Annotated in this window: 24 protein-coding genes; 8 read left to right on the top strand and 16 right to left on the bottom strand. The window is 71.3% G+C overall.

What is annotated here, in order from left to right:
• Nucleotides 1-52: 52 nt before the first annotated feature.
• On the bottom strand, nt 53-2,032 hold the full coding sequence (gene uvrC, locus ACFW0G_RS10890; protein WP_378324780.1) for an excinuclease ABC subunit UvrC: 1,980 nt from the start codon (nt 2,030-2,032) through the stop codon (nt 53-55).
• A 197-nt stretch (nt 2,033-2,229) separates the two neighbouring features.
• On the opposite strand from uvrC, the gene ACFW0G_RS10885 reads away from it, so the two are divergent.
• Together ACFW0G_RS10885 and ACFW0G_RS10880 are read left to right on the top strand one after the other, a co-directional pair.
• On the top strand, nt 2,230-2,955 hold the full coding sequence (locus tag ACFW0G_RS10885; protein ID WP_378324779.1) for a S1 family peptidase: 726 nt from the start codon (nt 2,230-2,232) through the stop codon (nt 2,953-2,955).
• Nucleotides 2,956-3,058: 103 nt separating this feature from the next.
• On the top strand, nt 3,059-3,838 hold the full coding sequence (locus tag ACFW0G_RS10880) for an exodeoxyribonuclease III (RefSeq protein ID WP_378324777.1): 780 nt from the start codon (nt 3,059-3,061) through the stop codon (nt 3,836-3,838).
• Between the two features lie 16 nt (nt 3,839-3,854).
• On the opposite strand, the gene ACFW0G_RS10875 is transcribed toward ACFW0G_RS10880, so the two are convergent.
• The 5 genes from ACFW0G_RS10875 to rpe form a co-directional block, all read right to left on the bottom strand.
• On the bottom strand, nt 3,855-4,250 hold the full coding sequence (locus tag ACFW0G_RS10875) for a PH domain-containing protein (RefSeq protein WP_378324959.1): 396 nt from the start codon (nt 4,248-4,250) through the stop codon (nt 3,855-3,857).
• Between the two features lie 68 nt (nt 4,251-4,318).
• Entirely contained in the window at nt 4,319-4,825 is a 507-nt protein-coding gene (gene ribH / locus ACFW0G_RS10870) for a 6,7-dimethyl-8-ribityllumazine synthase (protein ID WP_378324776.1), read from the bottom strand.
• A 17-nt stretch (nt 4,826-4,842) separates the two neighbouring features.
• A complete protein-coding gene (locus ACFW0G_RS10865; RefSeq protein ID WP_378324957.1) occupies nt 4,843-6,093 on the bottom strand; it encodes a bifunctional 3,4-dihydroxy-2-butanone-4-phosphate synthase/GTP cyclohydrolase II in 1,251 nt (416 codons plus the stop codon).
• Nucleotides 6,094-6,167: 74 nt separating this feature from the next.
• Nucleotides 6,168-6,788, bottom strand: coding sequence for a riboflavin synthase (locus ACFW0G_RS10860; protein WP_378324956.1), 621 nt, complete (start codon nt 6,786-6,788; stop codon nt 6,168-6,170).
• 98 nt (nt 6,789-6,886) lie between these two features.
• Complete coding sequence (gene rpe / locus ACFW0G_RS10855) at nt 6,887-7,558, bottom strand: ribulose-phosphate 3-epimerase (RefSeq protein ID WP_378324955.1); 672 nt, start codon at nt 7,556-7,558, stop codon at nt 6,887-6,889.
• 165 nt (nt 7,559-7,723) lie between these two features.
• Between rpe and ACFW0G_RS10850 the strand changes: the two genes are divergently transcribed.
• From ACFW0G_RS10850 to phoA, 3 genes are all read left to right on the top strand, one after another.
• Complete coding sequence (locus ACFW0G_RS10850; protein ID WP_378324775.1) at nt 7,724-8,944, top strand: sensor histidine kinase; 1,221 nt, start codon at nt 7,724-7,726, stop codon at nt 8,942-8,944.
• Nucleotides 8,941-9,594: a response regulator gene (locus tag ACFW0G_RS10845; RefSeq protein WP_378324774.1), complete on the top strand. Its 654-nt coding sequence runs from the start codon at nt 8,941-8,943 to the stop codon at nt 9,592-9,594. The genes ACFW0G_RS10850 and ACFW0G_RS10845 overlap by 4 nt, the downstream gene beginning before the upstream one ends.
• Nucleotides 9,595-9,743: 149 nt before the next feature.
• Nucleotides 9,744-11,129 carry an alkaline phosphatase gene (phoA, locus tag ACFW0G_RS10840; protein WP_378324773.1) on the top strand — a complete coding sequence of 462 codons (1,386 nt, stop codon included), beginning with the start codon at nt 9,744-9,746 and terminating at the stop codon, nt 11,127-11,129.
• A 114-nt stretch (nt 11,130-11,243) separates the two neighbouring features.
• Here phoA and ACFW0G_RS10835 read toward each other — a convergent pair whose 3' ends face one another.
• Entirely contained in the window at nt 11,244-11,768 is a 525-nt protein-coding gene (locus ACFW0G_RS10835; RefSeq protein WP_378324772.1) for a hypothetical protein, read from the bottom strand.
• Between the two features lie 258 nt (nt 11,769-12,026).
• Here ACFW0G_RS10835 and ACFW0G_RS10830 point away from each other — a divergent pair, with 258 nt between their 5' ends.
• Nucleotides 12,027-13,286, top strand: a complete 1,260-nt coding sequence (locus ACFW0G_RS10830; protein ID WP_378324771.1) for a DUF222 domain-containing protein — start codon at nt 12,027-12,029, stop codon at nt 13,284-13,286.
• Between the two features lie 26 nt (nt 13,287-13,312).
• Here the strand turns inward: ACFW0G_RS10830 and ACFW0G_RS10825 are convergent, their stop codons facing one another.
• Entirely contained in the window at nt 13,313-13,753 is a 441-nt protein-coding gene (locus ACFW0G_RS10825) for an ArsR family transcriptional regulator (RefSeq protein WP_378324770.1), read from the bottom strand.
• Between the two features lie 246 nt (nt 13,754-13,999).
• On the opposite strand from ACFW0G_RS10825, the gene ACFW0G_RS10820 reads away from it, so the two are divergent.
• Complete coding sequence (locus ACFW0G_RS10820; protein ID WP_378324769.1) at nt 14,000-14,743, top strand: hypothetical protein; 744 nt, start codon at nt 14,000-14,002, stop codon at nt 14,741-14,743.
• Nucleotides 14,744-14,747: 4 nt separating this feature from the next.
• Here ACFW0G_RS10820 and ACFW0G_RS10815 read toward each other — a convergent pair whose 3' ends face one another.
• The 7 genes from ACFW0G_RS10815 to ggt all read right to left on the bottom strand — a co-directional run bounded on the left by ACFW0G_RS10815 (nt 14,748) and on the right by ggt (nt 21,573).
• Nucleotides 14,748-15,347 (bottom strand): TetR/AcrR family transcriptional regulator, encoded by a 600-nt coding sequence (locus ACFW0G_RS10815; RefSeq protein ID WP_378324768.1) that lies wholly within the window; start codon nt 15,345-15,347, stop codon nt 14,748-14,750.
• Nucleotides 15,344-15,886, bottom strand: a complete 543-nt coding sequence (locus tag ACFW0G_RS10810) for a carboxymuconolactone decarboxylase family protein (protein WP_378324767.1) — start codon at nt 15,884-15,886, stop codon at nt 15,344-15,346. The genes ACFW0G_RS10815 and ACFW0G_RS10810 overlap by 4 nt, the downstream gene beginning before the upstream one ends.
• On the bottom strand, nt 15,883-16,749 hold the full coding sequence (locus ACFW0G_RS10805; RefSeq protein WP_378324766.1) for an SDR family oxidoreductase: 867 nt from the start codon (nt 16,747-16,749) through the stop codon (nt 15,883-15,885). Before ACFW0G_RS10805 ends, ACFW0G_RS10810 begins: the two co-directional genes overlap by 4 nt.
• A gap of 56 nt (nt 16,750-16,805) precedes the next feature.
• Nucleotides 16,806-17,309 (bottom strand): flavoprotein, encoded by a 504-nt coding sequence (locus tag ACFW0G_RS10800; protein ID WP_378324764.1) that lies wholly within the window; start codon nt 17,307-17,309, stop codon nt 16,806-16,808.
• A complete protein-coding gene (locus ACFW0G_RS10795) occupies nt 17,306-18,730 on the bottom strand; it encodes an RsmB/NOP family class I SAM-dependent RNA methyltransferase (RefSeq protein WP_378324763.1) in 1,425 nt (474 codons plus the stop codon). Before ACFW0G_RS10795 ends, ACFW0G_RS10800 begins: the two co-directional genes overlap by 4 nt.
• Complete coding sequence (gene fmt / locus ACFW0G_RS10790; protein ID WP_378324761.1) at nt 18,727-19,653, bottom strand: methionyl-tRNA formyltransferase; 927 nt, start codon at nt 19,651-19,653, stop codon at nt 18,727-18,729. Before fmt ends, ACFW0G_RS10795 begins: the two co-directional genes overlap by 4 nt.
• A 90-nt stretch (nt 19,654-19,743) precedes the next feature.
• Nucleotides 19,744-21,573: a gamma-glutamyltransferase gene (gene ggt, locus ACFW0G_RS10785; RefSeq protein WP_378324760.1), complete on the bottom strand. Its 1,830-nt coding sequence runs from the start codon at nt 21,571-21,573 to the stop codon at nt 19,744-19,746.
• Between the two features lie 170 nt (nt 21,574-21,743).
• On the opposite strand from ggt, the gene ACFW0G_RS10780 reads away from it, so the two are divergent.
• Complete coding sequence (locus tag ACFW0G_RS10780; protein WP_378324954.1) at nt 21,744-22,982, top strand: hypothetical protein; 1,239 nt, start codon at nt 21,744-21,746, stop codon at nt 22,980-22,982.
• A gap of 194 nt (nt 22,983-23,176) precedes the next feature.
• Here ACFW0G_RS10780 and ACFW0G_RS10775 read toward each other — a convergent pair whose 3' ends face one another.
• The gene (locus tag ACFW0G_RS10775) at nt 23,177-25,285 is read right to left on the bottom strand and encodes a primosomal protein N' (RefSeq protein WP_378324758.1); all 2,109 of its coding nucleotides are present in this window, start codon (nt 25,283-25,285) and stop codon (nt 23,177-23,179) included.
• Nucleotides 25,286-25,434: the final 149 nt, after the last annotated feature.

Genomic DNA, 25,434 nt, shown 5'->3' with positions numbered 1-25,434 from the left:
CCCGGACCCGCGGTTCTCCTCGTTCGCACTCACTTCGCGTTACCTTCCCCGATCATGTTCCCGGCTCCCCTCCCGACGCGGCCGCCCCGGACTCCCCGGTCAGCGCGGCCACCACCGCCTCCGCGGTGCGCCTGCCGAAGCCGGGCACCGCCTCGATCTCCTCGACCCTGGCCTGCTTGAGCTTCTTCACCGAGCCGAAGTGCTTGATCAGCGCGGTACGGCGAGCCTGCCCCAGGCCCGGCACACTGTCCAATTCGGACGTTTGCATCCGCTTGGACCGCTTCTCCCGGTGGTAGCGGATGGCGAAGCGGTGTGCCTCGTCACGGACACGCTGCATCAGGAACAGCGCGTCCGAGGTCCGCGGCAGGATAACCGGATCCGGGTCGCCCGGCAGCCAGACCTCTTCGAGCCGTTTCGCCAGCCCCACCACGGCGACGTCGTGCACCCCGAGTTCCGCCAGCACGTCCGCGGCCGCGGTGGCCTGCGGGCCCGCGCCGTCGACGACGAGCAGGTTCGGCGGGTACGCGAACTTGCGGGGCTTGCCGGTCTCCGGATCGATCCCCGGCTTCGACGGATCGGCCTCCGCCGTTGCTTCGCCGTTGGCCGTTTCCTTGAGATAGCGGGAAAAACGCCGCCGCACGACCTCTGCGATCGACGCGACGTCGCCCTCGTCGGCGGCCTCGCGCAAGGCGAAGCGGCGGTACTCGGACTTGCGCGCGACCCCGTCCTCGAACACCACCAGCGACGCCACCACGTCACTGCCCTGGATATGGCTGATGTCCACGCATTCGATGCGCAGCGGCGCCGTTTCGAGCGCAAGATAATCCTGCAGCTCGGACAACGCCGCCGAGCGCGCGGTGAGGTCGCCGGCGCGGCGCAGCTTGTGCTGGGTGAACGCCTCCGCGGCGTTGCGCTCGACGGTTTCGGCCAGCGCGCGCTTCTCCCCGCGCTGCGCGACCCGCAGCCGTACCTTGGACCCGCGCAGCCCGGAAAGCCACTCGGTGACCGCGTCGGCGTCCGCGGGCAGCTCGGGCACCAGCACCTCGCGCGGCACCGCCGAACCCGTGTCGACCTCGTCACGAGCCGCGAGATCGGCCTCCTCACCGTAGAACTGGGTGAGGAAGTGGTCGACCAGCGCCGGGACGTCCATTTCCTCGGCCTTGTCGATGACCCAGCCGCGCTGCCCGCGTACCCGGCCGCCGCGCACGTGGAAGACCTGGACCGCGGCCTCCAGCTCGTCGTGCGCGAACGCCACGACGTCGGCGTCGGTGCCGTCGCCGAGTACCACGGCCTGCTTCTCCATCGCGCGGCGCAGCGCGCCCAGGTCGTCCCGCAGCCGGGCGGCGCGCTCGAACTCCAGCTCCTCGCTGGCGGTCGCCATCTCCCGTTCGAGCCTGCGGATCATGCCCTCGGTGCGCCCGGCGAGGAAGTCGCAGAAGTCCTCGACGATCGCGCGGTGCTCGTCGGCCGACACCCGGCCGACGCACGGCGCCGAGCACTTCTCGATGTAGCCCAGCAGGCACGGCCTGCCGATCTGCCCGTGCCGCCGGAACACCCCGGCCGAGCAGGTGCGGGCCGGGAAGACCCGCAGCAGCAGGTCGAGCGTCTCGCGGATGGCCCACGCGTGCGAGTACGGCCCGAAGTAGCGGACGCCCTTCTTCCGCGCGCCGCGGTAGACGTGCAGGCGCGGGAACTCCTCGTTCATCGTCACCGCGAGCACCGGATAGCTCTTGTCGTCGCGGTAGCGGACGTTGAACCGGGGGTCGAACTCCTTGATCCAGTTGTACTCCAGCTGCAGCGCCTCGACCTCGGTGGACACCACGGTCCACTCGACGCTCGCCGCGGTGGTCACCATCTGGCGCGTGCGCGGGTGCAGCCCGGCGAGATCGGCGAAGTACGAGTTCAGCCTGCTGCGCAGGCTTTTCGCCTTGCCGACGTAGATGACCCGGCGCGTGTCGTCACGGAACTTGTACACGCCGGGTGCGTCCGGGATGCTCCCCGGCGAGGGACGGTAGGTGGACGGGTCAGCCACGCCCACCAGCCTATGGCGCACCCCCGACAGTTCTCGCGGGCCCCCGGTGCTCGGGGTTTCCCCAGGCCTACCGACGGAAGTCGGGTGATCGGAACGGTCCCGACGTTCGTGGGTACTCGGGCCGTGGTCCGGCGGTTACTTTCCGACCAGCCGAGTGATCGGCGACATCTCGGTCCCCACCGCGAAAGGAACCGCTCGTGAGCCGTATCCGCACCATCGGCGCGGCCTCCGCCGCCGCCGTCGCACTGACCCTCTCCGGTGGCGCGCTCGCCGCCGCGTCCGGAGCCCAGCCGAACATCGTCGGCGGGACCACCGCGCCGGCCGTCAGCTGGGGTGCCCAGGTCTACGTCAAGACCGCGGGCCGTCCGTTCAACGGCTTCAACTGCTCCGGGTCGGTCGTCGCCGCGAGCTGGGTCATGACCGCCGTGCACTGCCTCGACTCCGACGGCAGCGGCATGTTCGTCCGGGTCGGCAGCAACGAGCTCGGCGGCGGCACGAAGATCGAGGTGGACAAGAAGGTGAAGTCGCCCAACGGCGACATCGCGCTGCTGCACCTCGCGCAGGCCACCACCGCCAAGCCGATCGCCCTCGGCAGCGCCGACCCGGCACGCGGCACCACCAACCAGCTCTACGGCTGGGGCCGCGAGACCCCGACCGGCCCGCCCGCCCCCGCGCTGAAGACGACGAACGTGCGGGTCAGCGGGTCGTCGACGGACGCGTACGGCGGCCGCGCGATCCAGAGCGTCGGGATCAACGGCTCGGCGTGGAAGGGCGACTCCGGCGGCCCGGAGGTCTCCGACGGCAAGCAGGTCGGCGTCGCTTCGACCGTCCAGAACCAGGACGGCACGAACACCAAGGGCACCAACAACTACGCGAGCGTCGCGGCCAGCCGCTCGTGGATCAAGAGCACCGCGGGCGTCTGATCCGCCTGTCTCGGTCGAATGCCGTTAAGGCCACCTTACGGGCGTCGGACGCCCATAAGGTGGCCTTAACGGCATGCCGGGGGTGTGTGGAATCCTCGGTTGCATGCGGATCGCCACCTGGAACGTCAACTCCATCCTGCCGCGGTTGCCCCGGGTGCTGGAGTGGCTGGAGCAGACCGGCCCGGACGTGCTGTGCGTGCAGGAGCTCAAGAACACCACGGAAGCCTTCCCCATCGAGCCCGTCCGCGCGCTGGGGTACGACGTCGCCGCGTACGGTCTCGGCCGCTGGAACGGCGTCGCGATCATCTCCAAGGCCGGGCTGGACGACGTCACCCGCGGCCTCACCGGCGAACCTCGGTTCGACGGCGCCGCCGAAGCCCGCGCGATCGGTGCCACCTGCGGCGGTGTGCGCGTCTGGTCGGTGTACGTCCCCAACGGCCGCGAGCTGGAAAACCCGCACTACGCCTACAAGCTGGAGTGGCTGGCCGCGCTGCGCACGACCGTCGCCGCCGAACTCGCCGCCGACCGGCCCTTCGCCGTGCTGGGCGACTTCAACGTCGCGCCCACCGACGCGGACGTCTGGGACATCGCGGCCTTCGCCGAGTCGACCCACGTGACACCGGCGGAGCGCAAGGCACTGGAGTCGCTCCGCGAGGCAGGTCTTTCCGACGTCTTCCCGCGTCCGCTCAAGTACGACCACCCGTTCACGTACTGGGACTACCGGGCCGGGAACTTCCCGAACAACAAGGGCATGCGGATCGACCTGGTCTACGGCAACGCGGCCTTCACCGGCGCGGTCACGGATTCCTATGTGGACCGTAACGCCCGCAAGGGCAAGGGCCCCTCGGACCATGCCCCCGTCGTCGTCGACCTGTCGCTGTAGTGCGCGGGGTCGAGAATCAGCCGCCGGTGGCTTCGCGGTGCAGGCGGCGCAGGGCGCGGACGGCCTCGACGGCGCGTTCGCGGTCGACGGCCTGCACGGCCAGCACCGAGTAGTACTCGTCGTCGGGCAGCTCCAGCCGCGCCCAGGAAGCACCGTCGGGGAAGCTCACCGACAGCACCTCGGACCACGCGAACCGCTTGGCGGCCAGCACGTTGCGGACCTCGATGCCCTCGGCGTCGGCCCGCACCCGCGCGTTCGCGAACAGCATCGTGCCCGCCGCCAGGAGAATGCCGATGCCGACCATCGCGGCCTGGTCCGACGCCTCGAAGATCACCCCGGTGTTGGACCCGCGCAGCAGCACCGCCACCACGACGAACACCGCGAGCAGCGCGACCGCCAGCACGCTGCACATCCACACCGCCCGCCGCGGCCGGATGACCAGCACGCCCTGCTTCTGCTTCACCGCGGCCCCACTCACGCTCACACGAAGCCCTTTTCGGTCCACGGCTGCTTCAGGCTGCGCAGCGTGTGCGCGGTGTCCAGCGCCGCGACCGTCGCCTCGTACCCCTTGTCCTCCGCGGAACCCGGCAGGCCCGAACGCGCGATCGCCTGTTCCTCGGTGTCGCAGGTGAGGACGCCGTTGCCGACCGGGGTGCTCTCGTCGAGCGCGACCCGGGTGAGGCCCGCGGTCACCGCGTCGCACACGTACTCGAAGTGCGGGGTGCCGCCACGGATCACCACGCCGAGCGCGACGACGGCGTCGTGGTTGCTCGCCAGCGCCTGCGCCACCACCGGCAGCTCGACCGCGCCCGCGCAGCGCACCACGGTGGGCTCCTCCTCCAGCCGAGCGGCCTTCGCGGCGGCCAGCGCGCGCTCCAGCAGCGCGTCGGTGATCTTCGGGTGCCACCGGGTGACCACGATGCCCAGCCGCAATGCCTTGCAGTCGCTCAGATCGAGCTCGACCTCGGGACGACCCTCGCCGCTCACGGAACGCGCCTCCTCAGCTATTCGCCCGGCTTCTCCGGGTTTTCGATCCCGGCGCCGACCTGGTCGTAGTTTTCCAGATGCGGGAGGTCGTGCCCCATCCGGTCCCGTTTGGTCCGCAGGTACCGCAGGTTCTCCGGGTTCGGCGAGATGGGCAGCGGCACGCGGCCGGTCACCCGCAGCCCGTAGCCCTCCAGCGCGACCCGCTTCGACGGGTTGTTCGTCAGCAGCCGCATCGAGTGCACGCCGAGATCGCACAGGATCTGCGCGCCGGTGCCGTAGTCGCGCGCGTCCGCGGGCACGCCGAGGGCGAGGTTCGCGTCGACGGTGTCCGCGCCCTGGTCCTGCAGCTGGTACGCCTGCATCTTGTGCAGCAGCCCTATCCCGCGGCCCTCGTGACCGCGGATGTAGAGCACGACACCACGGCCCTCGTCGGCCACCGCCTGGAGCGCGGACTGCAGCTGCGGGCCGCAGTCGCAGCGCAGCGAGCCGAAGATGTCGCCGGTGAGGCATTCGGAGTGGACGCGGACCAGCACGTCCTCGCCGTCGCCGATCTCGCCGTAGACGAAGGCGATGTGCTCGATGCCGTCGAGCAGGCTGTCGTAGCCGACCGCGCGGAACGTGCCCGCCGCGACCGGGACGCGGGCCTCGGCGACACGCTCGACCTGCTTCTCGTGCCGCTTGCGGTAGGCGATCAGGTCGGCGATGGTGATCAGCCGCAGGTCGTGGTCGGCGGCGAACACCTCGAGCTCGTCGCGCCGGGCCATGTGGCCGTCGTCCTTCTGCGACACGATCTCGCAGAGCACCCCGGCCGGGTGCAGCCCGGCGAGCCGGGCGAGGTCGACTCCCGCCTCGGTGTGCCCAGCGCGCCGCAGCACGCCGCCTTCCTTGGCACGCAAGGGAACCACGTGCCCGGGACGACGGAAGTCGCCGGCCTTGGCCTCCGGGTCGGCCAGCAGCCGGATGGTGTGCGCGCGGTCCGAGGCCGAGATGCCGGTGGTGATGCCCTCGGCGGCGTCGACCGTCACGGTGTACGCGGTGCCGCGCTGATCCTGGTTGGTGTGGTACATCGGGGGCAGGTCGAGCCGGTCCGCCTCGGCCTCGGTCAGCGACACGCAGACGTAGCCCGAGGTGTAGCGGACCATGAACGCCAGCAGCTCCGGCGTGGCCTTCTCGGCGGCGAAGATGAGGTCGCCCTCGTTCTCGCGGTCCTCGTCGTCCACCACGATCACCGCGCGGCCCGCCGCGATGTCGGCGATGGCCGCTTCGATCCCGCCCGCGTCGAACCCGGCACCGCTGCCGCAGGCCGACCACTCCGTCGTACTCGTCCCGGTACTCGTTTCGCTCACGACCGTTCCTCCGTCCCGCGCTCCTGTGCCCCGCGCAGATGCGGCGTGGCCAGTTTCTCGACGTACTTCGCGACCACGTCCACTTCGAGGTTGACCAGGTCACCGGCCTCGCGCCTGCCGAGCGTCGTCAGCTGGAGGGTGGTCGGGATCAGCGCGACCGAGAACCGGTCGCCGGTGATCGCGGCGACGGTCAGCGAGACGCCGTCGACGGCGATCGACCCCTTCTCGACCACGTAGCGCCCGAGCGCGGGCGGCAGCGCGAAAGTCGTCAGGCCGTCTTCGTCACGAGAGAGGAAAACGCCGGTGCCGTCGACGTGGCCTTGCATGATGTGCCCGCCGAGCCGTCCACCCGCCGCGGTCGCGCGTTCCAGGTTGACCGAGTCGCCGACGGCCACCTTCGCCAGGCTCGACCGCTGGAGCGACTCGTTGACGACGTCGACGGTGAACGCTCCGCCGGAGACCTCGACCACGGTGAGGCACACCCCGCTGACGGCGATCGAGTCGCCGTGCCGGGCGTCGGCGGTGACGATCGGGCCACGGACCGTCAGCCGCGCCGAATTCGTCCCCTGCTCGACCGCGGTGACCTCGCCGATCTCCTCGACTATGCCGGTGAACACCCCTGCTGCCTCCTCGCCGTGCCCCGATGCTGTCTCCATCCAACACCCGTTCGCGCGGCGGGGATTCCCCGGTTCGTGCCCGCCGCGCGCAGGCGGCGTCAGCCGGTACGGTGGCGAGCCGCCCGCTCACGCAGCGCGGCCACCGCCTTGCCCGGATCGCCCGCGCCGTAGACGGCGGAACCGGCGACGAAACAGTCGACACCCGCCTCGGCGGCCTGCTCGATGGTCTCGTCGTTGATCCCGCCGTCGATCTCGACGACCAGGCGCAGGTGACCGGTGTCGACCAGGCGCCGCGCGGTGCGCACCTTCTCCAGCACGTCCGGGATGAACGACTGTCCGCCGAAGCCGGGCTCGACCGACATGACCAGCAGCGTGTCGTAGTGCTTGAGCGTGTCGAGATGGTCCTCCAGCCGGGTGCCCGGCTTGATCGACAACCCCGCCTTCGCGCCCGCGGCCCGCAGGTTCTTCGCCAGGGTCACCGGGTCGTGGGCCGCCTCGGCGTGCACGGTGACGTTGTACGCGCCCGCCTCGGCGTACCCGATCGCCCACCGGTCGGGGTCCTCGATCATCAGGTGGCAGTCCAGCGGCAGGTCGGTGGCCTTGAGCAGGGATTCCACCACCGGGAGGCCCAGCGTGAGGTTCGGGACGAAATGGGCGTCCATGACGTCCACGTGCACCCAGTCGGCACGGCTTTCGCCCTCGCCGGCGAGCGCGGCGATCTCCTCGCCGAGCCGGGCGAAGTCCGCGGAGAGGATGCTGGGTGCGATCAAAGGTCGGTCTGCCACGGTCCGAGTGTAGGAGCCGTCGCTAACGGCCGCTAACCACCTGTGACGAGTGCATCTCCGGCCATATGTTCCACAAGGGCCGATCGGCCGAGGCGAAACTGGCTCCGCGGAGGGAGTTCCGGCCGCCCGGACCTCGATAGCCTTTCCGGTATGCCCGTTCTGAGATCCCTGCTGCGCCCCGGCACGTACCGCGGCCTCCCGTACGCGCTGGCCGGAACGGTGATCACCGTTCCCGCGACCCCGTTCGCCCTGGTCGCGGGCGTTTCGATGCAGGGGCCGACGGAGCTGAAAGCGCTCGGCTTCCTGGTCACCCTCGGGATCATCGTGGGGCTGATGGGCCTGCTCGCACCGGTGCGGCGGCTCGGCGTGTGGCTGGCCAACGAACTGCTCGGCACCCGGATCACACCGCCGGGGCCCGATCGGCCCGGGTGGCCGGACCGGCTGCGGTCGGCGGTGTCGCTGGTGGTGTACGGCGCGCTGTCCTGGATCCTGTTCGGCGTCGGCGGGCTGATCGCCCTGACGGGCATGGCCGCACCGCTGCTCTGGTTCAACGGCGGCGAGGCGGACGCGATCGCGTTCTACGGCTGGAAGGTGAGCATAGCGGGCGGCTGGGCCGGTGCGTGGACGCTCCTGGTCGGGCTCGTGACGGCGGTCCTGCTGGCGATGCTCTGCTTCGGCGCGACGTTGCTGTTCCGCGTGCTCGCGCTGGTGCTGCTCAGCCCGTCCGCCGAGGAACGCGCGGCGGAGGCCGAACGCCGCGCCGCCGTGCTCGCGCAGCGCAACCGGCTGGCACGGGAGCTGCACGACTCCATCGGCCACACGCTGACGACGTCGACGATCCAGGCGGCCGCGGCCGCGGAGCTGGTCGAGGCGGATCCGCAGCTGGTCCGGCGCGCGCTCGGCACGATCGAGGAGTCGTCGCGGTCCGCGCTGGAGGATCTGGACCACGTACTGGGCCTGTTGCGGGATGAGCCGTCGGCGAAGGCACCCCAGCGGACGCTCACCGAGGTCGACGTCCTGGCGGGGCGGGCCCGCGACGCCGGCGCCGACGTCGACCTCGCGGTCAGCGGCCCGATCGGCGAACTGCCCGCGACCGTTTCGCGCGAGGGGTACCGGATCGTCCAAGAAGGACTGACGAACGCGTTGCGGCACGGCGGTTCCGGCCAGGTCGTCGTGGTGATCGCGGCCGGGCCCGCCGCGCTGCGGATCGAGGTCGTCAACCCGCTGCCGGGCACCGGGCCCCGGTCCGGGCGCCGCGGGCTGACCGGGCTCACCGAGCGCGTCGAGGCGCTGCGCGGCGAACTCCACGCGGGCCCGCAGGGCGAGTTGTGGCGCCTGACCGCGGACATCCCGCTGAGGCCCGGCTCATGACGCTTTCCGTACTCATCGCCGACGACGAACCGCTGGTGCGTGCCGGGCTGCGCGCGCTGCTCGACCTGCAGCCGGACATCACGGTGGTCGGCGAGGCGGCCGACGGTTCGGAGGTGCTGGACCGGGTCGTGGCCACCCAGCCCGACGTCGTGCTGATGGACGTCCGGATGCCCGGCACGGACGGCATCACCGCGACCCGCGAGGTGCTGGCCGCGCTGGCCGCGCCGCCGAAGATCCTGGTGATCACGACGTTCGACAACGACGACTACGTGCACGAAGCACTGCTCGCCGGTGCCAACGGGTTCCTGCTCAAACGGGCGCGCAAGGAGGAGATCGCGCACGCCATCCGCACCGTCGCGGCCGGGGAGTCGCTGCTGTTCCCCGACGCGATCCGGCGGCTGCTCGCCGCGCGCCCGCCCGCCCCCGTGACGCGGGCCACCTCGTCGCTGACCCGGCGCGAGGCCGAGGTGCTGCGCCTAATCGCCGCCGGTCTGTCCAATCTGGACATCGCGGCGAAACTGGTGATCAGTCTCGAAACGGTGAAGACCCACGTGGGCAACATCTTCACCAAACTCGGCGCGGCCAACCGGGCACAGGCCGTGGTCGTCGCCTACGAGTCCGGCATCGTGACCCCCGGCGAAGCACGGTAGGTGTCGCGGGTCACCCGGCCGAAGCCACCTGTTCACCCGGCGGTCACCCGCCGCTCCACTGGGGGCAGCGCGGCGCACACATGCACGGGGACTAATGACCCATGCCCGACCAAGCGGGCGAAAACCACGAGTCCCCACAAGGAGAACCGATGCCTTCGCTGTTCGCAGGCCGCCGGAAGTGGCTGGCGGCGGGCGCACTCGCCGCGGTGACGATCGCGGCCGCGCCGGTCGCCTTCGCCGGCACCGACGCCGAGGTCCGTTCCGCGGGTTCCGGCGACCGCACCCAGGACGTCCGTTCCGCCGTCCGCGGCGGGTTCGCGAAGAACGTCATCCTGTTCATCGGCGACGGTATGGGCCAGTCCGAGATCACCTCGGCGCGCAACTACGAGCGCGGCGCCGCCGGACGGCTCGCGATGGACGAGTTCCCGCTCACCGGCGACTACACCACCTACGCCGTCGAGAAGAACAACCCCGCGAAGCCCGACTACGTCACCGACTCGGCCGCGTCCGGCACCGGCTGGGCCACCGGCACCAAGACCTACAACGGCGCGATTTCCGTCGACGCGTACGGGAACCCGGTGCCGACGATCCTGGAGCTGGCCAAGCGGGCCGGACTGCGCACCGGCGACGTCACCACCGCCGAGGTGCAGGACGCCACCCCGGCCGTCCTCGGCTCGCACGTCGTCAACCGCGACTGCAAGGGCCCGAACGAGACGTCCGCGAAGTGCGCGGCCAACGCCAAGGAGAACGGCGGCGCGGGCTCGATCGCCGAGCAGCTGGTGCAGACCCGCCCCGACGTCCTGCTCGGCGGCGGTGCCAAGTACTTCAAGCAGCAGGTGAAGGCGGGTCCGTTCCAGGGCAAGACCGTGCTGGACCAGGCCAAGGCGGCGGGCTACCAGGTCGTCGACAGCGCCGACAGCCTCGGCGCGGCCAAGGCGGGCAAGCCGGTGCTCGGCCTGTTCGCCGAGGGCAACATGCCCACCAACTGGACCGGCCCGGCGGCGCGCCAGGGCGGCACCCCGCCGACCCGCTGCGCCCCGAACCCGGCCCTGCCCAAGACGCAGCCGAAGCTGGCCGACCAGACCCGCAAGGCACTGCAGCTGCTCGACGACCGCCGCGGTGGCAAGGGTTTCTTCCTCCAGGTCGAGGGCGCGAGCATCGACAAGCAGGACCACGCCGCCGACCCGTGCGGCCAGATCGGTGAGACGATCGACTTCGACGCCGCCGTCGCCGCCGGTCTCGCCTTCGCGCGCAGCAACCCGGACACCCTGGTGATCGTCACCGCCGACCACGGCCACACCAGCCAGATCGTCGAGAACGGCACCGTCAGCCCCGGCCAGACCGCCACGCTGATCACCAACGAGGGCGCGAACATGACCCTCAACTACGCCACCGCGATGCCCGGCTCCTCGCAGGAGCACACCGGCACCCAGGTGCGGATCGCGGGCTACGGCCCGCAGGCGGCGAACGTCGTCGGGCTGACCAACCAGACGGATCTGTTCGGCACCCTGAAGCGGGCGCTGCGCCTGCGCTGATTTCCGTCCGGCTGTCCATTCGCGACGGTCCCATGCCGTTAAGGCCACCTTACGGGCGTCTGACGCCCGTAAGGTGGCCTTAACGGTCTTTCCGTCCGGACGGGGCTTGGTGTGCTAGTTCGCGGAGGGCAGCGGTGCCTGCTTTCCGTTACGGCGCCACCGCGTGCCCGCCAAGTCGTCATAGGCGATCTCGACCGTGTCCCCTTCCTCCGGGAACACGGTGAGCGAGTTCGTCCACGGCTCGTCAGGCAAAAGCACGGGACATTCGGACTCGCCGTCGATCTCAACCGGCGACGACGACGGGTTGGCACGATGCACCATCATCAGCCGGACGTTCAGCACAGGCTCGGTTCCCGCGTTCACGACCGCGACCCGCGGCACCTGCATCGACTGTTGCGGGAAGAGTATTTTGGCTTCGACGTAGTACGCGTGCACCCGCACCCGCTCGGCTTCTCGCGCTAGTTCCCGCCTCAAATCGCGGTTCGCGATGTACAGAGCGGTTCCGGCTGCCACCAGCGCTCCCAGGCCCCCAACCCATTGTCCGAGACCCGCCCAGTCGTTCGTCCCCAGCCACCAGCGCGTTCCGCAGAGAACCGCGACCGAACCCAGCACCCCCAGTCCCAGCGCGAACGGCGTCAACCGGCTGCGGCGACCGGCCCCGCTGGGCCGTCTCAAGACAAGTCTGCGAGTCATCCTGGCCTCTCGTTTTCCTGACCGTTCTCCCGGTGCCGATTGGTCGAGGCATGACCGTACCGGGGCGGGCACCGAAACTGCCGAGCACGCGGCCGGCGCGGCCTCGAAGTTGGAGAAAGTCCTTACGCAGCAAGGAAAAGTGCGTTCTTCAGGTTCACCCGATCGATAGCACACACGTTCGATCAGGCGGCGTATCGTGGTGTTGTGGCCGTCGAGAGCAGTACCCAGGCATCGCGCACCGAGTGGTGGCGCGAGGATGTCGGCTGCCTGCTGGACAGGCTCCTGGAGTCCGAGTGCGTGCAGCGCCGCGAAGCCGCGGTACAAGGCGAGGTCATGGCCGAACTCGAACGTCGCGGGATACGCGACACCACCGGATACGGAAGCCTCGTGCGGTTGTTACAGGAGACGCTGAACATCCCGTACGCCGAGGCGAAAGCTCGCGCGGCGCGAGCGCTGGCGTTGAACGGCACCCGCGACCTGACTTCCGGCGAGCAGCCGCCTACTGCGCCCGCCACCGCGCAGGCCGCGAGCGAGGGTGCGGTCGGCGCCGCCCAGATCGACGAAACCCTGCGGGCGCTCGACAAGCTTCCCAAGACCGTGTCGATGGAGGATCGGGAACAGGCGGAGAAGATCCTCGCCGAACTGGCGCGCTCCGCTGGCCCCCGCGAAATCCGGGCCGCCGGACGACGCCTGCTCGCCCAGCTCGACCCCGACGGGAAAGAGCCGAAAACCCGGGAACCGAAACCCTTCCAGCCCGAGTTCTCGATCGCACCGCATCGCGATGGCGGGCATCAGATCAAGGCCCGGGTGGACGACGAGACCTCCGCGCGGCTGCAAGCGATGCTCGACCCACTCGCCAAGCCACGCCCGGCCACCGAGGAGGAAGGCCGCGACACCAGAACCCAATGGGAACGGCGGGGTTGCGCGTTCTCGGAACTGGTGCGGATGTGGGCCGAACATCCCGACCTGCCCACCCAAGCCGGAGAAGCCACCCACATCGTCGTGACAGTCAGCCTGGAAGAACTACAGTCCGGCATCGGACAAGCCACCCTCGACCTACTCGGCGAAATCACCGCAGCCGAAGCCCGGCGATTGGCCTGCGACGCCAAGATCATCCCCATGGTCCTCGGCTCACACGGCGAGCCCCTCGACGTCGGCCGGGCACAACGTCTCGCCACCCCGGCCATCCGACGGGCGTTGATCCGACGCGACGGCGGCTGCGCCTTCCCGGGGTGCGATGCGCCCGCTTACCGTTGTACGGCGCATCATGTGGTGTTTTGGGCACATCATGGTGAGACCAAAGTGGACAATCTCGTACTCTTATGTTCCGTCCACCATAAGCTGATCCACAACTCTGAATGGGAAGTCCGCATCACCACCGACGGACTCCCCGAGTTCATTCCACCCGCGTGGCTGGACGCCACCCGCACACCTCGACGCAACACCATCCACCTCAGAACCTAACCCGCAGCGAAGGCGGCCTAACGGTCCTACGAGCCGGGGTCGGCAGCCGGTTCTTCGTTCGGGAAGAGGATCGGGCTGAGCAGGTACCGGGCACGACCGGGCGCGGGTTCGTTCGCCGAGCAGGGTGCGATCACGGCCCGCAGTGCGCCGATCATCGCCTCGAGTTCCGCGCGGCTGAGCCAGACGGCGTGCTGCCGGTAGCCGACGACATCGCCCGCCGGGTCGGCGCGTTCGCGATCCAGGTAGGCGGTGAACTCGGCGACCGGCGCGGCCATCGCGGTGGCGAACCCGCGCCAGTGGTCGTCGGCCGACAACGACCTGACCGTGTCGGCGTCGATGACCGCGCGATCCTGCCGCAGCCGGTAGCCGCGTTCCACCGCGCCCCGCACCCGCCGTTCCTCAGCCACCCCCAGGATCCCGCCGGACGCGAGCAGATCGACATGCCGGACCGCCGCGGCGCTCGGCAAGCCGATGTTGATCCTCGAGGGCGGCCGTGACTACCAGGTGACCGTGGAAGATGATCTCGCCCGGTGGCGAGCGGTTCTCGCCGACCGGCAGGAGATCACCATCCGCGTCCATCCCGCCGGCAACCACCTGTTCTTCCCCGGCGAGGTACTGTGGCTGGCGCCGGACACCGGCGGAAGCCGAGTCCACTGTGTCCTCAGGACGTCCGTGTCATCGGGATGTCATCACCGCGGGCTTAGCTTCGGGGCATGGCTCAGTTGTTCGTGCTCCTGGTCGGGCTCGCCGTATTGTTCTCCGTGATCGCGTTCCAGAACGGCAATGTGCCGATCGGCGTCCTGTTCGCCTTGGTGGCGGCCTCCCCCGTCGCGTTCCTCGTCTTCGCCGCGGTGCGCGGGAAGCAGGGGACCCGGCAGGCGCCGGGAAGCAAGGGCCGGACGCTGGCGGTGCGGCTGATCGCCGTGGCCGTGGTGGCCGCGATCGGCTACGGCGGCTACTGGGTCCTGTTCGCCCCGAAGGCCGCCGACACCCCGGCCCGGGTCTCGGAGCTCAAGACGGGCTGTTCCAGCAAGTACTTCCCGCAGAACGACGCCTACACCGGCACCGGCCCGCACCCCATCGGCGTGTTCGTCACCGACGACGCCGGTTACGCCAACATCGCGTCGATGGGTACCGAAGTGCCCCCGCAGTGGGACGACATCCGGTTGAACCCGCGCCAGGTCCAGGTCATCGCCTGTCTCGACAAGCCCGACGACGGCCCTTACCTCAAGGACTGCGCGTTCACCTCGGACTCGCTCAAGCTCTACCAGGGCATGTACGACGTCACGCTGTACGAAGCCAAGACCGGCAAGAAGATCGGCACCGAGAAGATGCGGGGCAGCGAGAAACCCAGCTGCCCGTCCATGACCCTCACCAAGCGCGGCACCACCAGCATCCACACCGAGCCGGACTCCGCCGGCTACCGAGCCGTCCTCGGCAAGTACGTCGACAACTGACCGTCTACTGTGGACCTTCGAGCAGCTTCCGGGCGAGCGCGACGATGGGCTCCCGCAGCGCACCGAGTCCGTCGACGTCGTCCTCGACGAAGCGAGCCGTCACCAACGAGACGATCGACCCGACGAGCGCCTGACACGCGAACCGTTCCTCGGCGGATCGGGCGTCGAAGGTCAGCGCGATGAGATCGACGAAATGCTGCTGCAACTCCAGCCTGCGGCGCATCGCTTCGGGGCCCGCGGCATAGGTTTCGATGAGGAACAGCCGGGCGAGCGCGGGCTCGGCCGCCAGCGTGCCGAGATACGTCCCGATGAAGCCGTCGAAACGCTCCAGTGGCGTGCCGGCCGGGAGCGGCCCGCCGGAAGCGGCCAGGTGCCCGATCGCCGCTTCGAGCGTGGCGATGAAACACGCCTGCTTGTTGGTGAACTGCTGGTAGAACGTCTCCCGCGAGACGCCGGCGCGCTTGATGACGTCGGCGACCGTGGTGCCTGCGTACCCGCGCTCGGCCATCGCCTCCGCGGCGGCGCGCAGCATCCGGGCCCGCTGCGCGCCGGCGACCTCGTCCCTGGTGAGCTGGTGCCGCCCGCTCGGCAACCGTCCCGTCATCGCCTCGCCCCGTCCGGCCGGACGCGCAACGTGGTGAGAAACGTCGCCAGCATGTCGTAATGTCCGGTCAGGAGCAGGAATTCGATCACGGACTTCTCGTCGAGATACGCGCGCAGCGCCGACCAGGTCTCCTCGTCCAGATCACGCTGTTCCAGCAGAACGTCCACCGCGGTCAGCAGCGCTCTCTCGCGGGGTGACCAGCCCGGCTCGCCGGGTCCGGCCTCGATCCGCCGGACGTCTTCGGCGGTGACCCCGGCACGCTTGCCGAGCCGGACGTGGTGCTCGAACTCGTAGCGGCACTCCCGGACGTGCGCGACGCGCAGGATGACCAGTTCGGTCTCCCGCCGAGGGAGCGTGCCGCCGGGCATGAGCCGGGCGGCGAAACGCAGCCAGCCGCGGAACAGCCGGCGATGCCGGGCCATCGTGAGGAACAGGTTCGGCGGCGTCGTCCCGGCGACGCGCCCACTGAGCCGGGCGAGAACCCAGGCGAACCTCCCGACCTCGGCGGGCCCGCCGGGCACGATCCGGGGCGCGGTCACGACGCGGCCTCCTGCCGCAACATCCGCCGCATGACGAGATTGGCCAGCCGCATCAGGAGAACGTACACCGGCGGGCACACGCGCTGGATCAGGTGGATCAGCTGGATGTCGCGCGAGGTGTACACCAGGTACCGGCCGCGCCGCACCGCCCGCACCGTCACCGCGGCCACCCGCTCGGGCGTCACCGCGTGCCTGCGGAAGCTGTCCCGCAGCCGCCCGAACGCCACGCCCGTCGTGTCGACGCCCGCGACTTCCAGCGTGTCCGCCAGCGGAGTGCGCACCCCGCCGGGACAAACCAGGCTGACCCCGATGCCGTGCGCGCGCAGGTCGAACCGCAGCACCTCCGACACCCCGCGCAGCCCGAACTTGCTCGCGCTGTAGGCCGCGTGCCACGGCAACCCGATCAGCCCCGCTGCCGAGGACACGTTGACCAGGTGCCCGCCGCGCCCGGCGGCGATCATCGGCGGCAGGAACGTCTCGATCACGTGGATCGGGCCCATCAGGTTGACGTCGACCATCGAGCGCCAGTGCCGGTGTTCGAGCCGGTCCACCGTGCCCCACGCGGAAATGCCCGCGACGTTCATGACCACGTCGAGACTCCCGCAGTCCGTGTGGATCTCGTGCCCGATCCTGCGGACTTCGGCCAGATCGCTGACGTCGGCTGCCCCGGCGTAGGCGACCACTCCGCCGTCCGCACGGATCTCCCTAGCCGTCTCCGCCAGCAGCCCCGCGTCGAGGTCGGTGAGGTAGAGCCGCGCGCCCTCGGCCGCCGCGCGCCGCGCGATCGCCCGGCCGATGCCACTCGCCGCGCCCGTGATCAGTACCCGCTTGCCCGCGATGTCCACGACGCGGAACTTTTTCACGAACACTCGTGTTCGTCAATAGGTGAATGTGACTTCCGGTAACGGGATCTTCGGATTCAGGAGGCCGGGAGCAGGTCCAGAACCTCGGTCCACGGCCGCCGGGGATCCAGGCGGTGCAGGACGACGCCCGCTTCGGCGAGGACGTCCAGATGACGCCGCCACGCCGGATGGTGCACGCGCGTGTCCTGGATCTGGTAGGCGACCACGATCGTGATGCCGGGCGCGCCCAGCACGTCGCCGAGCACGGTCAGCGCCTGGTTGTCCGCGATGCCCAGCGCCAGTTTCGCCACCGAATTCGCCGAGGCGGGCGCGAAGAGGAACACCTCGGGATCCGGATGCGGACGTGCCTCGCCGGGCAGCCGCGAGACGCTGCGGACCGGCAGGTCGGTGCACGGCTCGAGATCCGCGAGGCCGCCGGTGTGCTCGAGCCATCGGGCGGCCGTCGGCGTCAGGGTGATCGCGAGCCGCCAGCCCCGCTCGGCGGCGGGTTTCGCGAGTTCGGTGGCGAGCCGGGTGTCCAGCCCGCCACACGAACTCGCGATCAGCCCGAGGTTCGTCACGGCTTGCGCAGCACGGCGCAGAACATCGCGTCGGTGCCGTGCCGGTGCGGCCACAACTGCACGTACGGCCCGTTGCCGAGCTGCGGTACCTCGGGGAAGAACTCGCGCGCGTCGACCACTTCGCTCTTGGTGCGCCGCGCGATCTCGCCGACGACGCCTTCGGTCTCGGCCAGGTGCGGCGAGCAGACGACATAGGTGACGATCCCGCCGGGCCGCACCAGATCCAGCGCCGCGACGAGGAGTTCGCCCTGCAGCTTCGTCAGATCCGCGACGTCGCCCGGTTGACGCCGCCAGCGTGCTTCGGGACGCCGCCGCAGCGCGCCGAGCCCGCTGCACGGGGCGTCGACGAGCACCCGGTCGTAGCCCGGTTCGAGCCCGCTTTCCCTGCCGTCGGCGACGTGCACCGTGACCGGCAGGCCCTCGGTGGCCTTCTCGATCAGCCGCGCGCGGTGCGGCGCCTTCTCGACCGCGTCGACGCGCGCGCCGCTCAACCCGGCCAGCGCGCCGAGCAGGGCCGCCTTCCCGCCGGGCCCGGCGCACAGGTCGAGCCAGCGCTCGTCCGATCCGGTCAGCGGCACCTTCGTGACGGCCACGGCACACAGCTGGCTGCCCTCGTCCTGCACCGCGGCCAGCCGCTCGCGCACCGGCTCCGCGTCGGCCGGGTCACCGGCGCCGGCGGGCAGCCGCACGCCGTAGGGCGAGTACGGCGCGGGGTCGCCACCGGTGACGGCGGCGAGTTCGTCCGCGCTGATCTCGCCCGGCCGCGCGACCAGGTGCACCTCGGGCCGCGCGTCGTCGGCCTCCAGCGCCGCCTTCAGCTCGGCACCCTTGTCCCCCAAGGCTTCGGCGAACGAGCGCGCGACCCAGCGCGGATGCGCGGTCCGCATCGCGTAGGCGCCGATCGGATCGGCGGCCTCGTCCGGAGCCAGCTCGTCCACCCAGGCCGCTTCGTCCTTTTCGGACACCTTGCGCAGCACGGCGTTCACGAAACCCGAGACGTAGGAACCCACTTCGGCGCGCGCGAGGTCCACAGTGGACCCGACGGCCGCGTGCTCGGGGATGCGGGTGCGCAGCAGCTGGTAGGCGCCCAGCCGCAACGCGTCCACCACCAGCGGGTCCGCTTTGGACAGTGGACGATCGGCGCAGGCCTCGAGGACGGCGTCGAGCAGGCCCTGTGCCCGCGAGGCCCCGTAGGTCAGCTCGGTGGCCAGTGCCGCGTCGCGGCCGGTGATCCGCCGCTCCCGCAACAGATCCGGCAGCACGAGGTTGGCGTAGGCGTCCCGCTCCCGCACCGCGCGCAGGACGTCGAACGCGACCTGCCGGGCCGGATCCACCTCCGGCGGACGGCGCGGGCCTTCCTTGCGCGGAGCCGGACGGCCCCGCTGCGGCCGCGATGGCCGCCGTTGCCTGTGCTCGCTCACCGCAGGCGCTCTCCTTCTTCGATCCGTGTCCCGCGCGCCCAGTCGGTGGCGGCCATCCGTTTCTTGCCCGGCGCCTGTACCTCGCCGAGCCGCAGGGGTTTCGTCGCCGTGCCGACGAGCACCCGGCGCCGCTGCACCACCAGCTCGCCCGGCGGCGGGCCCGGCTCGTCGACGACGGTGACCGGGCCGAGCTTGAGCCGCTCACCCCGGAACTCCGCCCACGCTCCCGGCTCCGGCGTCACCGCGCGCACCTGCCGGTCGACCGCCGAAGCGGGGTCGGCGAACGACACGCGAGCGTCCTCGACGGTGACCTTCGGCGCGTAGCTCACGCCGTCGCCCTGCTGTTCGACGGCGCGTACCGTGCCGTCCGCCAGTCCGTCCATAGTGGACACCAGCAGCTGGGCGCCGGACTCGGCGAGCCTGCCCAGCAGGGCACCGGCGGTGTCCCCGGCGCCGATCGGCTCGGTGACCACGCCGTAGACCGGCCCGGCGTCCAGCTCCTTGACGATCCGGAACGTGGACGCGCCGGTGATCTCGTCACCGGCGCGGATCGCGGCCTGCACCGGCGCCGCGCCACGCCAGGCGGGCAGCAGCGAGAAGTGCAGGTTGACCCAGCCGTGGGCCGGGATGTCGAGCGCGGACCGCGGCAGCAGCGCGCCGTAGGCGACCACCGGGCACGCGTCCGGCGCCAGTTCGGCCAGACGCGCCAGGAACGCGGGGTCGCCGGCGCGCTCGGGCGTCAGCACCTCGATGCCGTGCTCGTCGGCGAGCGCGCCGATCGGTGAGCGCACGACGCGGCGACCGCGTCCGGCGTGGGCGTCCGGCCGGGTCACCACGGCGACGACTTCGTGGCGTTCCGACTTGAGCAGCGCGCGCAGGGACGGAACGGCGGGTTCGGGGGTCCCGGCGAAGACGAGGCGCATCAGACCCCCACCGGGTATTCGATCTGGACCATCGGGGACAGTCTAGAAGGCCCCCTCACCCCCGGCGCGCTGTGTGGCCCCAAGCGCGGCTCAATGGTCGCCGGGCCACCGCCACGGGAACACGACCTGCGCCGCGCCGCTGCCGCGCCGGACCGGTTCGGCAGCGGCGATCCAGCGTCCGTCCCGCAGCCGTTCGACACCGGTCGAGGCGCCGATCTCCGCGGGCGCGCCGGAGAAGCCCTGCCCCCGCGCCTTCAGTTCCGCGGTCTCGGGCTGGTCGAGGAACTCCTGCTCGACCTGTGCCTGCGCCGAGTTCCGCTGCGACGCGCGCGGCGCGGCGATGGCGTCCTCCAGCGACAGCCCGCGATCGAGCCTGCCGAGGATCACCTGCAGCACCGTGGTGATGATCGACGCGCCGCCCGGCGAGCCGGCCGCGAAGAACGGCCTGCCGTCCCGCAGCACGATCGTCGGCGCCATCGAGGAGCGCGGCCGCTTGCCCGCGCCGGGCAGGTTCGGGTCGGGAACGCCCGGAGTGACCGGCGTGAACGAGAAGTCGGTCAGCTCGTTGTTGAGCAGGAACCCGCGACCCGGGACGACGATGCCGCTGCCGCCCTCCTGCTCGATGGTCAGCGTGTAGGCGACGACGTTGCCCCACCGGTCGGCGACCGTCAGGTGTGTGGTGTTCTCGCCCTCGTACGGCGTGGGCGCGCCGGTCGTGCCCGCCGCGCACTTCGCCGGATGACGCGGGTCCGCCGGGGCGACCGGGCTCGTGGCCGCCTTGTCCTTCGAGATCAAGCAGGCCCGCGAGTCGGCGAAGCGCTGGCTCAGCAGCTCGCGCGCCGGGACGTCGGTGGTCGCGGGGTCGCCGATCCAGCGGTTGCGATCGGCGAAGGCGAACCGCGTCGACTCCAGGAAGTACTGGAGATAGTCGGTCTTGCTCGCCTTCTTGAGATCGAAGTTCTCCAGGATGTTCAGCGCCTCGCCGACGGTCAACCCGCCCGAGGACGGCGCGGGCATGCCGTAGACGTCGAGGCCCTCGTACTTCGTGTGCGTCGGGTCGCGCTCGATCGCCTGGTACGCGGCGAGATCCTCGGTGCTGAGCTTGCCGGGACGCACGTTCAGCGCCGAGGCCGGATCGACGGGCGGCTGCTGGACGGTCTTGGCGACGTCGGCACCGATCGGGCCGTGGTAGAGCGCGTCGGTGCCCTGTTTCGCCAGCTGCGCGTAGGTGTCGGCGAGGTCGGGGTTCCGGAACGTCGTGCCGGCCACCGGCGGGGCACCGCCGGGCAGGTACAGCGAGCGGGTCGACGGGAAGGCGGCGAACCGGGTGGCGTTGTTCGCGACCTGGTCGTGGAACGTCTTGTCGACATAGAAACCCTTGCGCGCCAACTGTTCCGCGGGCCTGACCGACTGCGCGAACGAGCGGGTGCCCCATTTGCGCAGGGCCTGCTGCCAGGTCGCGGGCGTGCCAGGGACGCCGACGCTCAGCCCGCTGGTGACCGCGTCGGCGAACGGCAGCGGCTTGCCGTTCTCGACGAACAGGTTGGCGTCCGCGGCCGATGGCGCCGTCTCGCGGCCGTCGAGGGTGTGCACGCGGCCGGTCTTCGCGTCGTAGTACACGAAGAACCCGCCGCCGCCGATCCCGGCCGAGAACGGGTCGGTGACCCCGAGCGCGGCGGCGACGGCGACCGCGGCGTCGACGGCGTTGCCGCCCTCGCGCAGCACCTTCGTGCCGATCGCGGTCGCGTCCGCGTCGATGCTGGACACGGCACCGCCGTAGCCCACCGCGACCGGGGACTTCGGGGTCGGCTGTGCCTCGGGAGCCGCCGAAGCGACTCCGGCACCGGTGGTGGTGAGCAGTGCGGTGACGGCGGCGAGCGCGAAAACGCGTCGCGGCGTCCGGGTCCAATGCGCGGGCATGCGCGCGAGTCTGCCCCGTCGACCCATCGTGGACAAGCCTCCGAAACGGCAATACCAACGTCGCTACTGTGCGCGGCCATGAACTGGGACTGTCACGGGAAATGGTCATTACTGGAGGACTCGTGCTCAGATCCTGGCGTGCCCTGCTGCCCGTACTCGTCGCCGCCCCGATGCTCGCACTGCCCGGTCTCGCGGCCGCCGGCACCGGAACGGACTGCTTCGACAAGAACGTTCCGCTCACCGTCGAAGAGCAGCGGCTGACCGCGACCCTGCCGAGCGGAGGCCCCGCCGTCGGACCCGAACTGATCCGCCTCGCCGGGTTCGACGCGCTCACCGGCGATTTCACCAGGAAACTGTGCGGCAGCACGACACCGCGTCGCGCGGAACGGACCGTGACCGAAGCCGGGCGGCAGCTGTGGCGCACCGCCGTCGATCGTGCGCAGGGCCGCCGTCCCGATCTGGGCACCCTCGACCGCTACGACGACCGGCCGTTGTACTGGGCGCGACTGCGGATGAGCGCGGCGCTGCGGCAGTGGACACCTCGGTTCAGCCTGCCTGCCGACGTCCGGGAACGGCTGCTCACCGCGTTCGACCAGGGTTCGCGCGGGCTCGACGACGTCCGGTTCCCGCTCGGGAAGCTGACCCGGCGGGTGCTGGTGAGCGGTTTCGACCCCTTCCAGCTCGACGGCGCCGGGGTACGGATCTCGAACCCGGCGGGCGCGTCCGCCCTGCAGCTGGACGGAAAGATGCTGCAGACGCCCGAAGGCCCCGCGCTCGTGCACACCGTGACGTTCCCGGTCGTCTGGAGCTACTTCGACAAGGGCATCGTCGAAAGCGCTTTCGGCTCGGCGCTGCGGGACCGCGCGCGACGGCCCGACGTGATCATGACCGTGAGCCAGGGACGGCCGGGCCAGTTCGACATCGAACGCTGGGCCGGTAACTGGCGCGGCGGTTCCCCGGACAACAACCGCGCGGCCTCGACCGGCCCGGTGCCACCCGCCGCGGGCTGGCCGCAGCCGGACGTCCAGTTCATCGAGACCACGCTGCCCTACGCGCGTATGCAGGCCGCCCCGCCCGGGGCGTACCCGGTGAAGTTCAACCAGCAGTTCTGCGTTTGGCCGGACAGCTCTCATCCCGGCGCCGGGACACCGATGTGCCGCACCGATTCCCCGCGCCCCGGCGAAATCGCGGCCGCCGGCGGGGGCGGCACGTATCTGTCGAACGAGTCCATGTTCCGCAGCAACCGCGTCCGCCTCGGTCTCGGTCTGCCCGATCTCCCCGGCGGCCACCTGCACACGCCCATCCTCGGCCAGCCCACGTCCCCGACGGCCCTGACCGACCAGGACTTCGAGTCCCGCCGCCGCGCCATCGCCGACCAGGTCGTCACCCTCGCCACCGCCGCAGGCTGATCCATCCCTGATCACGCGAGATCTCCGCCCAATCACGCGAGTTACGCCGCTGATCACACGAGTTCCGCGCCTGATCACAGGAGACGCCCGGCGCCGCCCGGGGTGGAAACGGCGAACTCGCGTGCGGGAACGGAGATCTCGCGTGATTGGGGGCGCGACTCGCGTGATTGGAGACGTAACTCGGTGACTCGCGGTCAGATGAGGGCGAGGGGGTCTAGCTGGATGCGGATGGGGTCGGGGGCCTTGCGGGCGTCGCGGCGGGCAGCGGCGTCGTGCAGGGCGGCGGCGAGGGCCTTGCCGTCGGCGCGGGTGACGCGGATCAGGACGCGCTCGCGCGCGGCGTTGCCCTCGTCGTCGAACTCGCCGATCGGGACCGGGCCCAGCAGCTCGCCGGTTTCGGGGAGCGGGAGGTCTTCGAGCAGTCCTTCGACGGCGTCCGGGCTGCCCTCGACGCTGGCCATCCGCATCGCGGGCGGGAAGCCGAGTTCGCGGCGCTCGGCCAGTTCCAGACCGGCGTGCCAGGACGGGTCCCAGCGCACCAAGGCCTGCACCACGGTCAGCCCGGCCTCGGCCCCGACGACGACCCGGCCACCGGAGGTGGCGGGCCGGACGAGCGCGGCCGCCGCCATCCACCGGCGCAGCGTCTCCTCCCCCGCGCGCAGATCCTGCCTGCCGAGCAGGGCCCAGCCGTCGAGCAGCAACGCCGCGCCGTATCCGCCTTCGGCCACGGGTTCCGCGCCCGGCGTGCACACCACCAGCGCGGGCTTCCCCGGCACGCTCGCGAGGACCTCCGTCGCCCCGGACGTCCGCACCGGGACCCCGGGGAACGCCCGGCCCAGCTCCTCGGCGGTCCGCTTCGCGCCGACGATCACCGCCCGCAGCCGCACCGACCCGCAGGCCGGACAGCGGAACGCCGTTTCCGGGACACCGCACCATCGGCACGCGGGCGGTTTGGGCGCGCCGTCGACCGAACCGCCCGGCAGCGTAAGCGGGCCCGCGCACCGGCGGCACCGCGCGGACGTCCGGCACTGTCCACATGCGAGCCCCGGGACGTACCCGCGCCGCGGGACCTGCACGAGCACCGGCACTCCCCCGCCCAGCGCCTGACGCGCGGCCTCGAAGGCCACCGCCGGGAGCCGGGCGGCCCGCGCGGCCTCGTCCCGCGCGACGTCGAAGTCCTCGCCGACCGGCGTCACCCGCGGCGCGGCGGCCCGCAACTCCGGACGCGCCGCGAGCACCGGCTGGGCCCAGCCCGACTCGACGAGGAACTGCGCCTCCGCGGTGCGGGCGAACCCGCCGACGAGCAGGGACGAGCGGGTGGCGTGCGCGCGGTCCATCAGCACATCCCGCACGTGCGGGTACGGCGCGTGCGGGTCGAGATGCAGGTCGTCGCCGTCGTCCCAGACCACGAACAGGCCGGGGTCGGCGACCGGGGCGAACATCGCCGCGCGGGTGCCGACCACGACCCGCACCGCACCTCGCAGCACCGCGAGCCAGCGGCGGTAGCGCTCGGCCGGGCCCAGTCCGGCGATGAGCGCGACGACCGCATCGGCCCCGACGAGTTCGGCGCATGCCTCGTGCACGCGGGTCAGGTCGCGATGATCCGGGACCACGAGCACGGCGCCCCTGCCCTGTGCGGCCACGGTCGCGGCGGCCTCGGCGAGCCGGCGCGGCCAGTCCTCCCCTGGCAGCGCCTGCCAGACGGCGTTGGCGGGGCGGCTCTCGGCCAGCGCGTCCAGAAAGGCATGCCCCGCTTGGTATTTCGCCCACGCCTCGCGCTCCGGCGGCTCCGGCCTCGGCGCGGGTTCGCGTGGGGGTTCCGCCTCGGCCTTGGCGTGCCGGGGCGGGAGCGCGAGCCGCAGGACGTCGCTGAGCGTGCCGCCGTAGCGGTCGGCCACCGACCGGCACACCGCGTGCAGCGCCGGGGGCAGCACCGGCTCGCTGGAGGTCACCCGCTCCAGGAAGGCGAGCTTGCGCTCGTACTCGGTGGTGTCGGAACGTTCGAGGAGGTAGCCGTCGACGAGCTGCCCGGCGAAACGCACGCGGACCCGGCAGCCGGGGACGGCGGCCTCGTGCAGCTTCTCCGGGACCTGGTAGTCGAAGGTGCGGTCGAGGTGCGCGAGCGGGATGTCGACGACGACGCGGGCGACCGGGAGTTCGGACGCGGGCTGCTGCTGGCCCTTGCGCGGCGCGCCACGCTTGGCCGCCGCGGCCGTTTTCGCGCGCGCCGGTTTCGCCTTCGGCGCCGGCACGGGTCGCGAAGGCTCCGGGAGGTCCCACAGCGGGGCGGATTCGGAGCTCACCCCGTGATCTCTACCAGACCGCCCCGACACCCTCTCCGCCCGTGGTCACCCCGAGTGCCCGCCACGGCGCCCCCACAGGGCGCGCCGCCGCGCCTACGTGCGGCGGGGGCGAAACAACCCGATGACCACCGCGGGGGGCGGGGAGGGGC

It is taken from the genome of Amycolatopsis sp. NPDC058986 (assembly GCF_042741125.1).
In the GTDB taxonomy this organism is placed as follows: Bacteria; Actinomycetota; Actinomycetes; order Mycobacteriales; family Pseudonocardiaceae; genus Amycolatopsis.
Note: the sequence above shows the minus strand (reverse complement) of the source record. Positions and strands in the feature narration are given on the sequence as shown.

Coding starts and splice junctions, on each gene's coding strand:
- phoA (WP_378324773.1), top strand. CDS start 9,744: ATGCCTTCGCTGTTCGCAGGCCGCCGGAAGTGGCTGGCGGCGGGCGCA.
- ACFW0G_RS10815 (WP_378324768.1), bottom strand. CDS start 15,347: ATGACGGGACGGTTGCCGAGCGGGCGGCACCAGCTCACCAGGGACGAG.
- ACFW0G_RS10880 (WP_378324777.1), top strand. CDS start 3,059: ATGCGGATCGCCACCTGGAACGTCAACTCCATCCTGCCGCGGTTGCCC.
- ACFW0G_RS10820 (WP_378324769.1), top strand. CDS start 14,000: ATGGCTCAGTTGTTCGTGCTCCTGGTCGGGCTCGCCGTATTGTTCTCC.
- ggt (WP_378324760.1), bottom strand. CDS start 21,573: ATGCCCGCGCATTGGACCCGGACGCCGCGACGCGTTTTCGCGCTCGCC.
- fmt (WP_378324761.1), bottom strand. CDS start 19,653: ATGCGCCTCGTCTTCGCCGGGACCCCCGAACCCGCCGTTCCGTCCCTG.
- ACFW0G_RS10845 (WP_378324774.1), top strand. CDS start 8,941: ATGACGCTTTCCGTACTCATCGCCGACGACGAACCGCTGGTGCGTGCC.
- ACFW0G_RS10850 (WP_378324775.1), top strand. CDS start 7,724: ATGCCCGTTCTGAGATCCCTGCTGCGCCCCGGCACGTACCGCGGCCTC.
- ACFW0G_RS10875 (WP_378324959.1), bottom strand. CDS start 4,250: ATGTGCAGCGTGCTGGCGGTCGCGCTGCTCGCGGTGTTCGTCGTGGTG.
- ACFW0G_RS10780 (WP_378324954.1), top strand. CDS start 21,744: ATGCTCGCACTGCCCGGTCTCGCGGCCGCCGGCACCGGAACGGACTGC.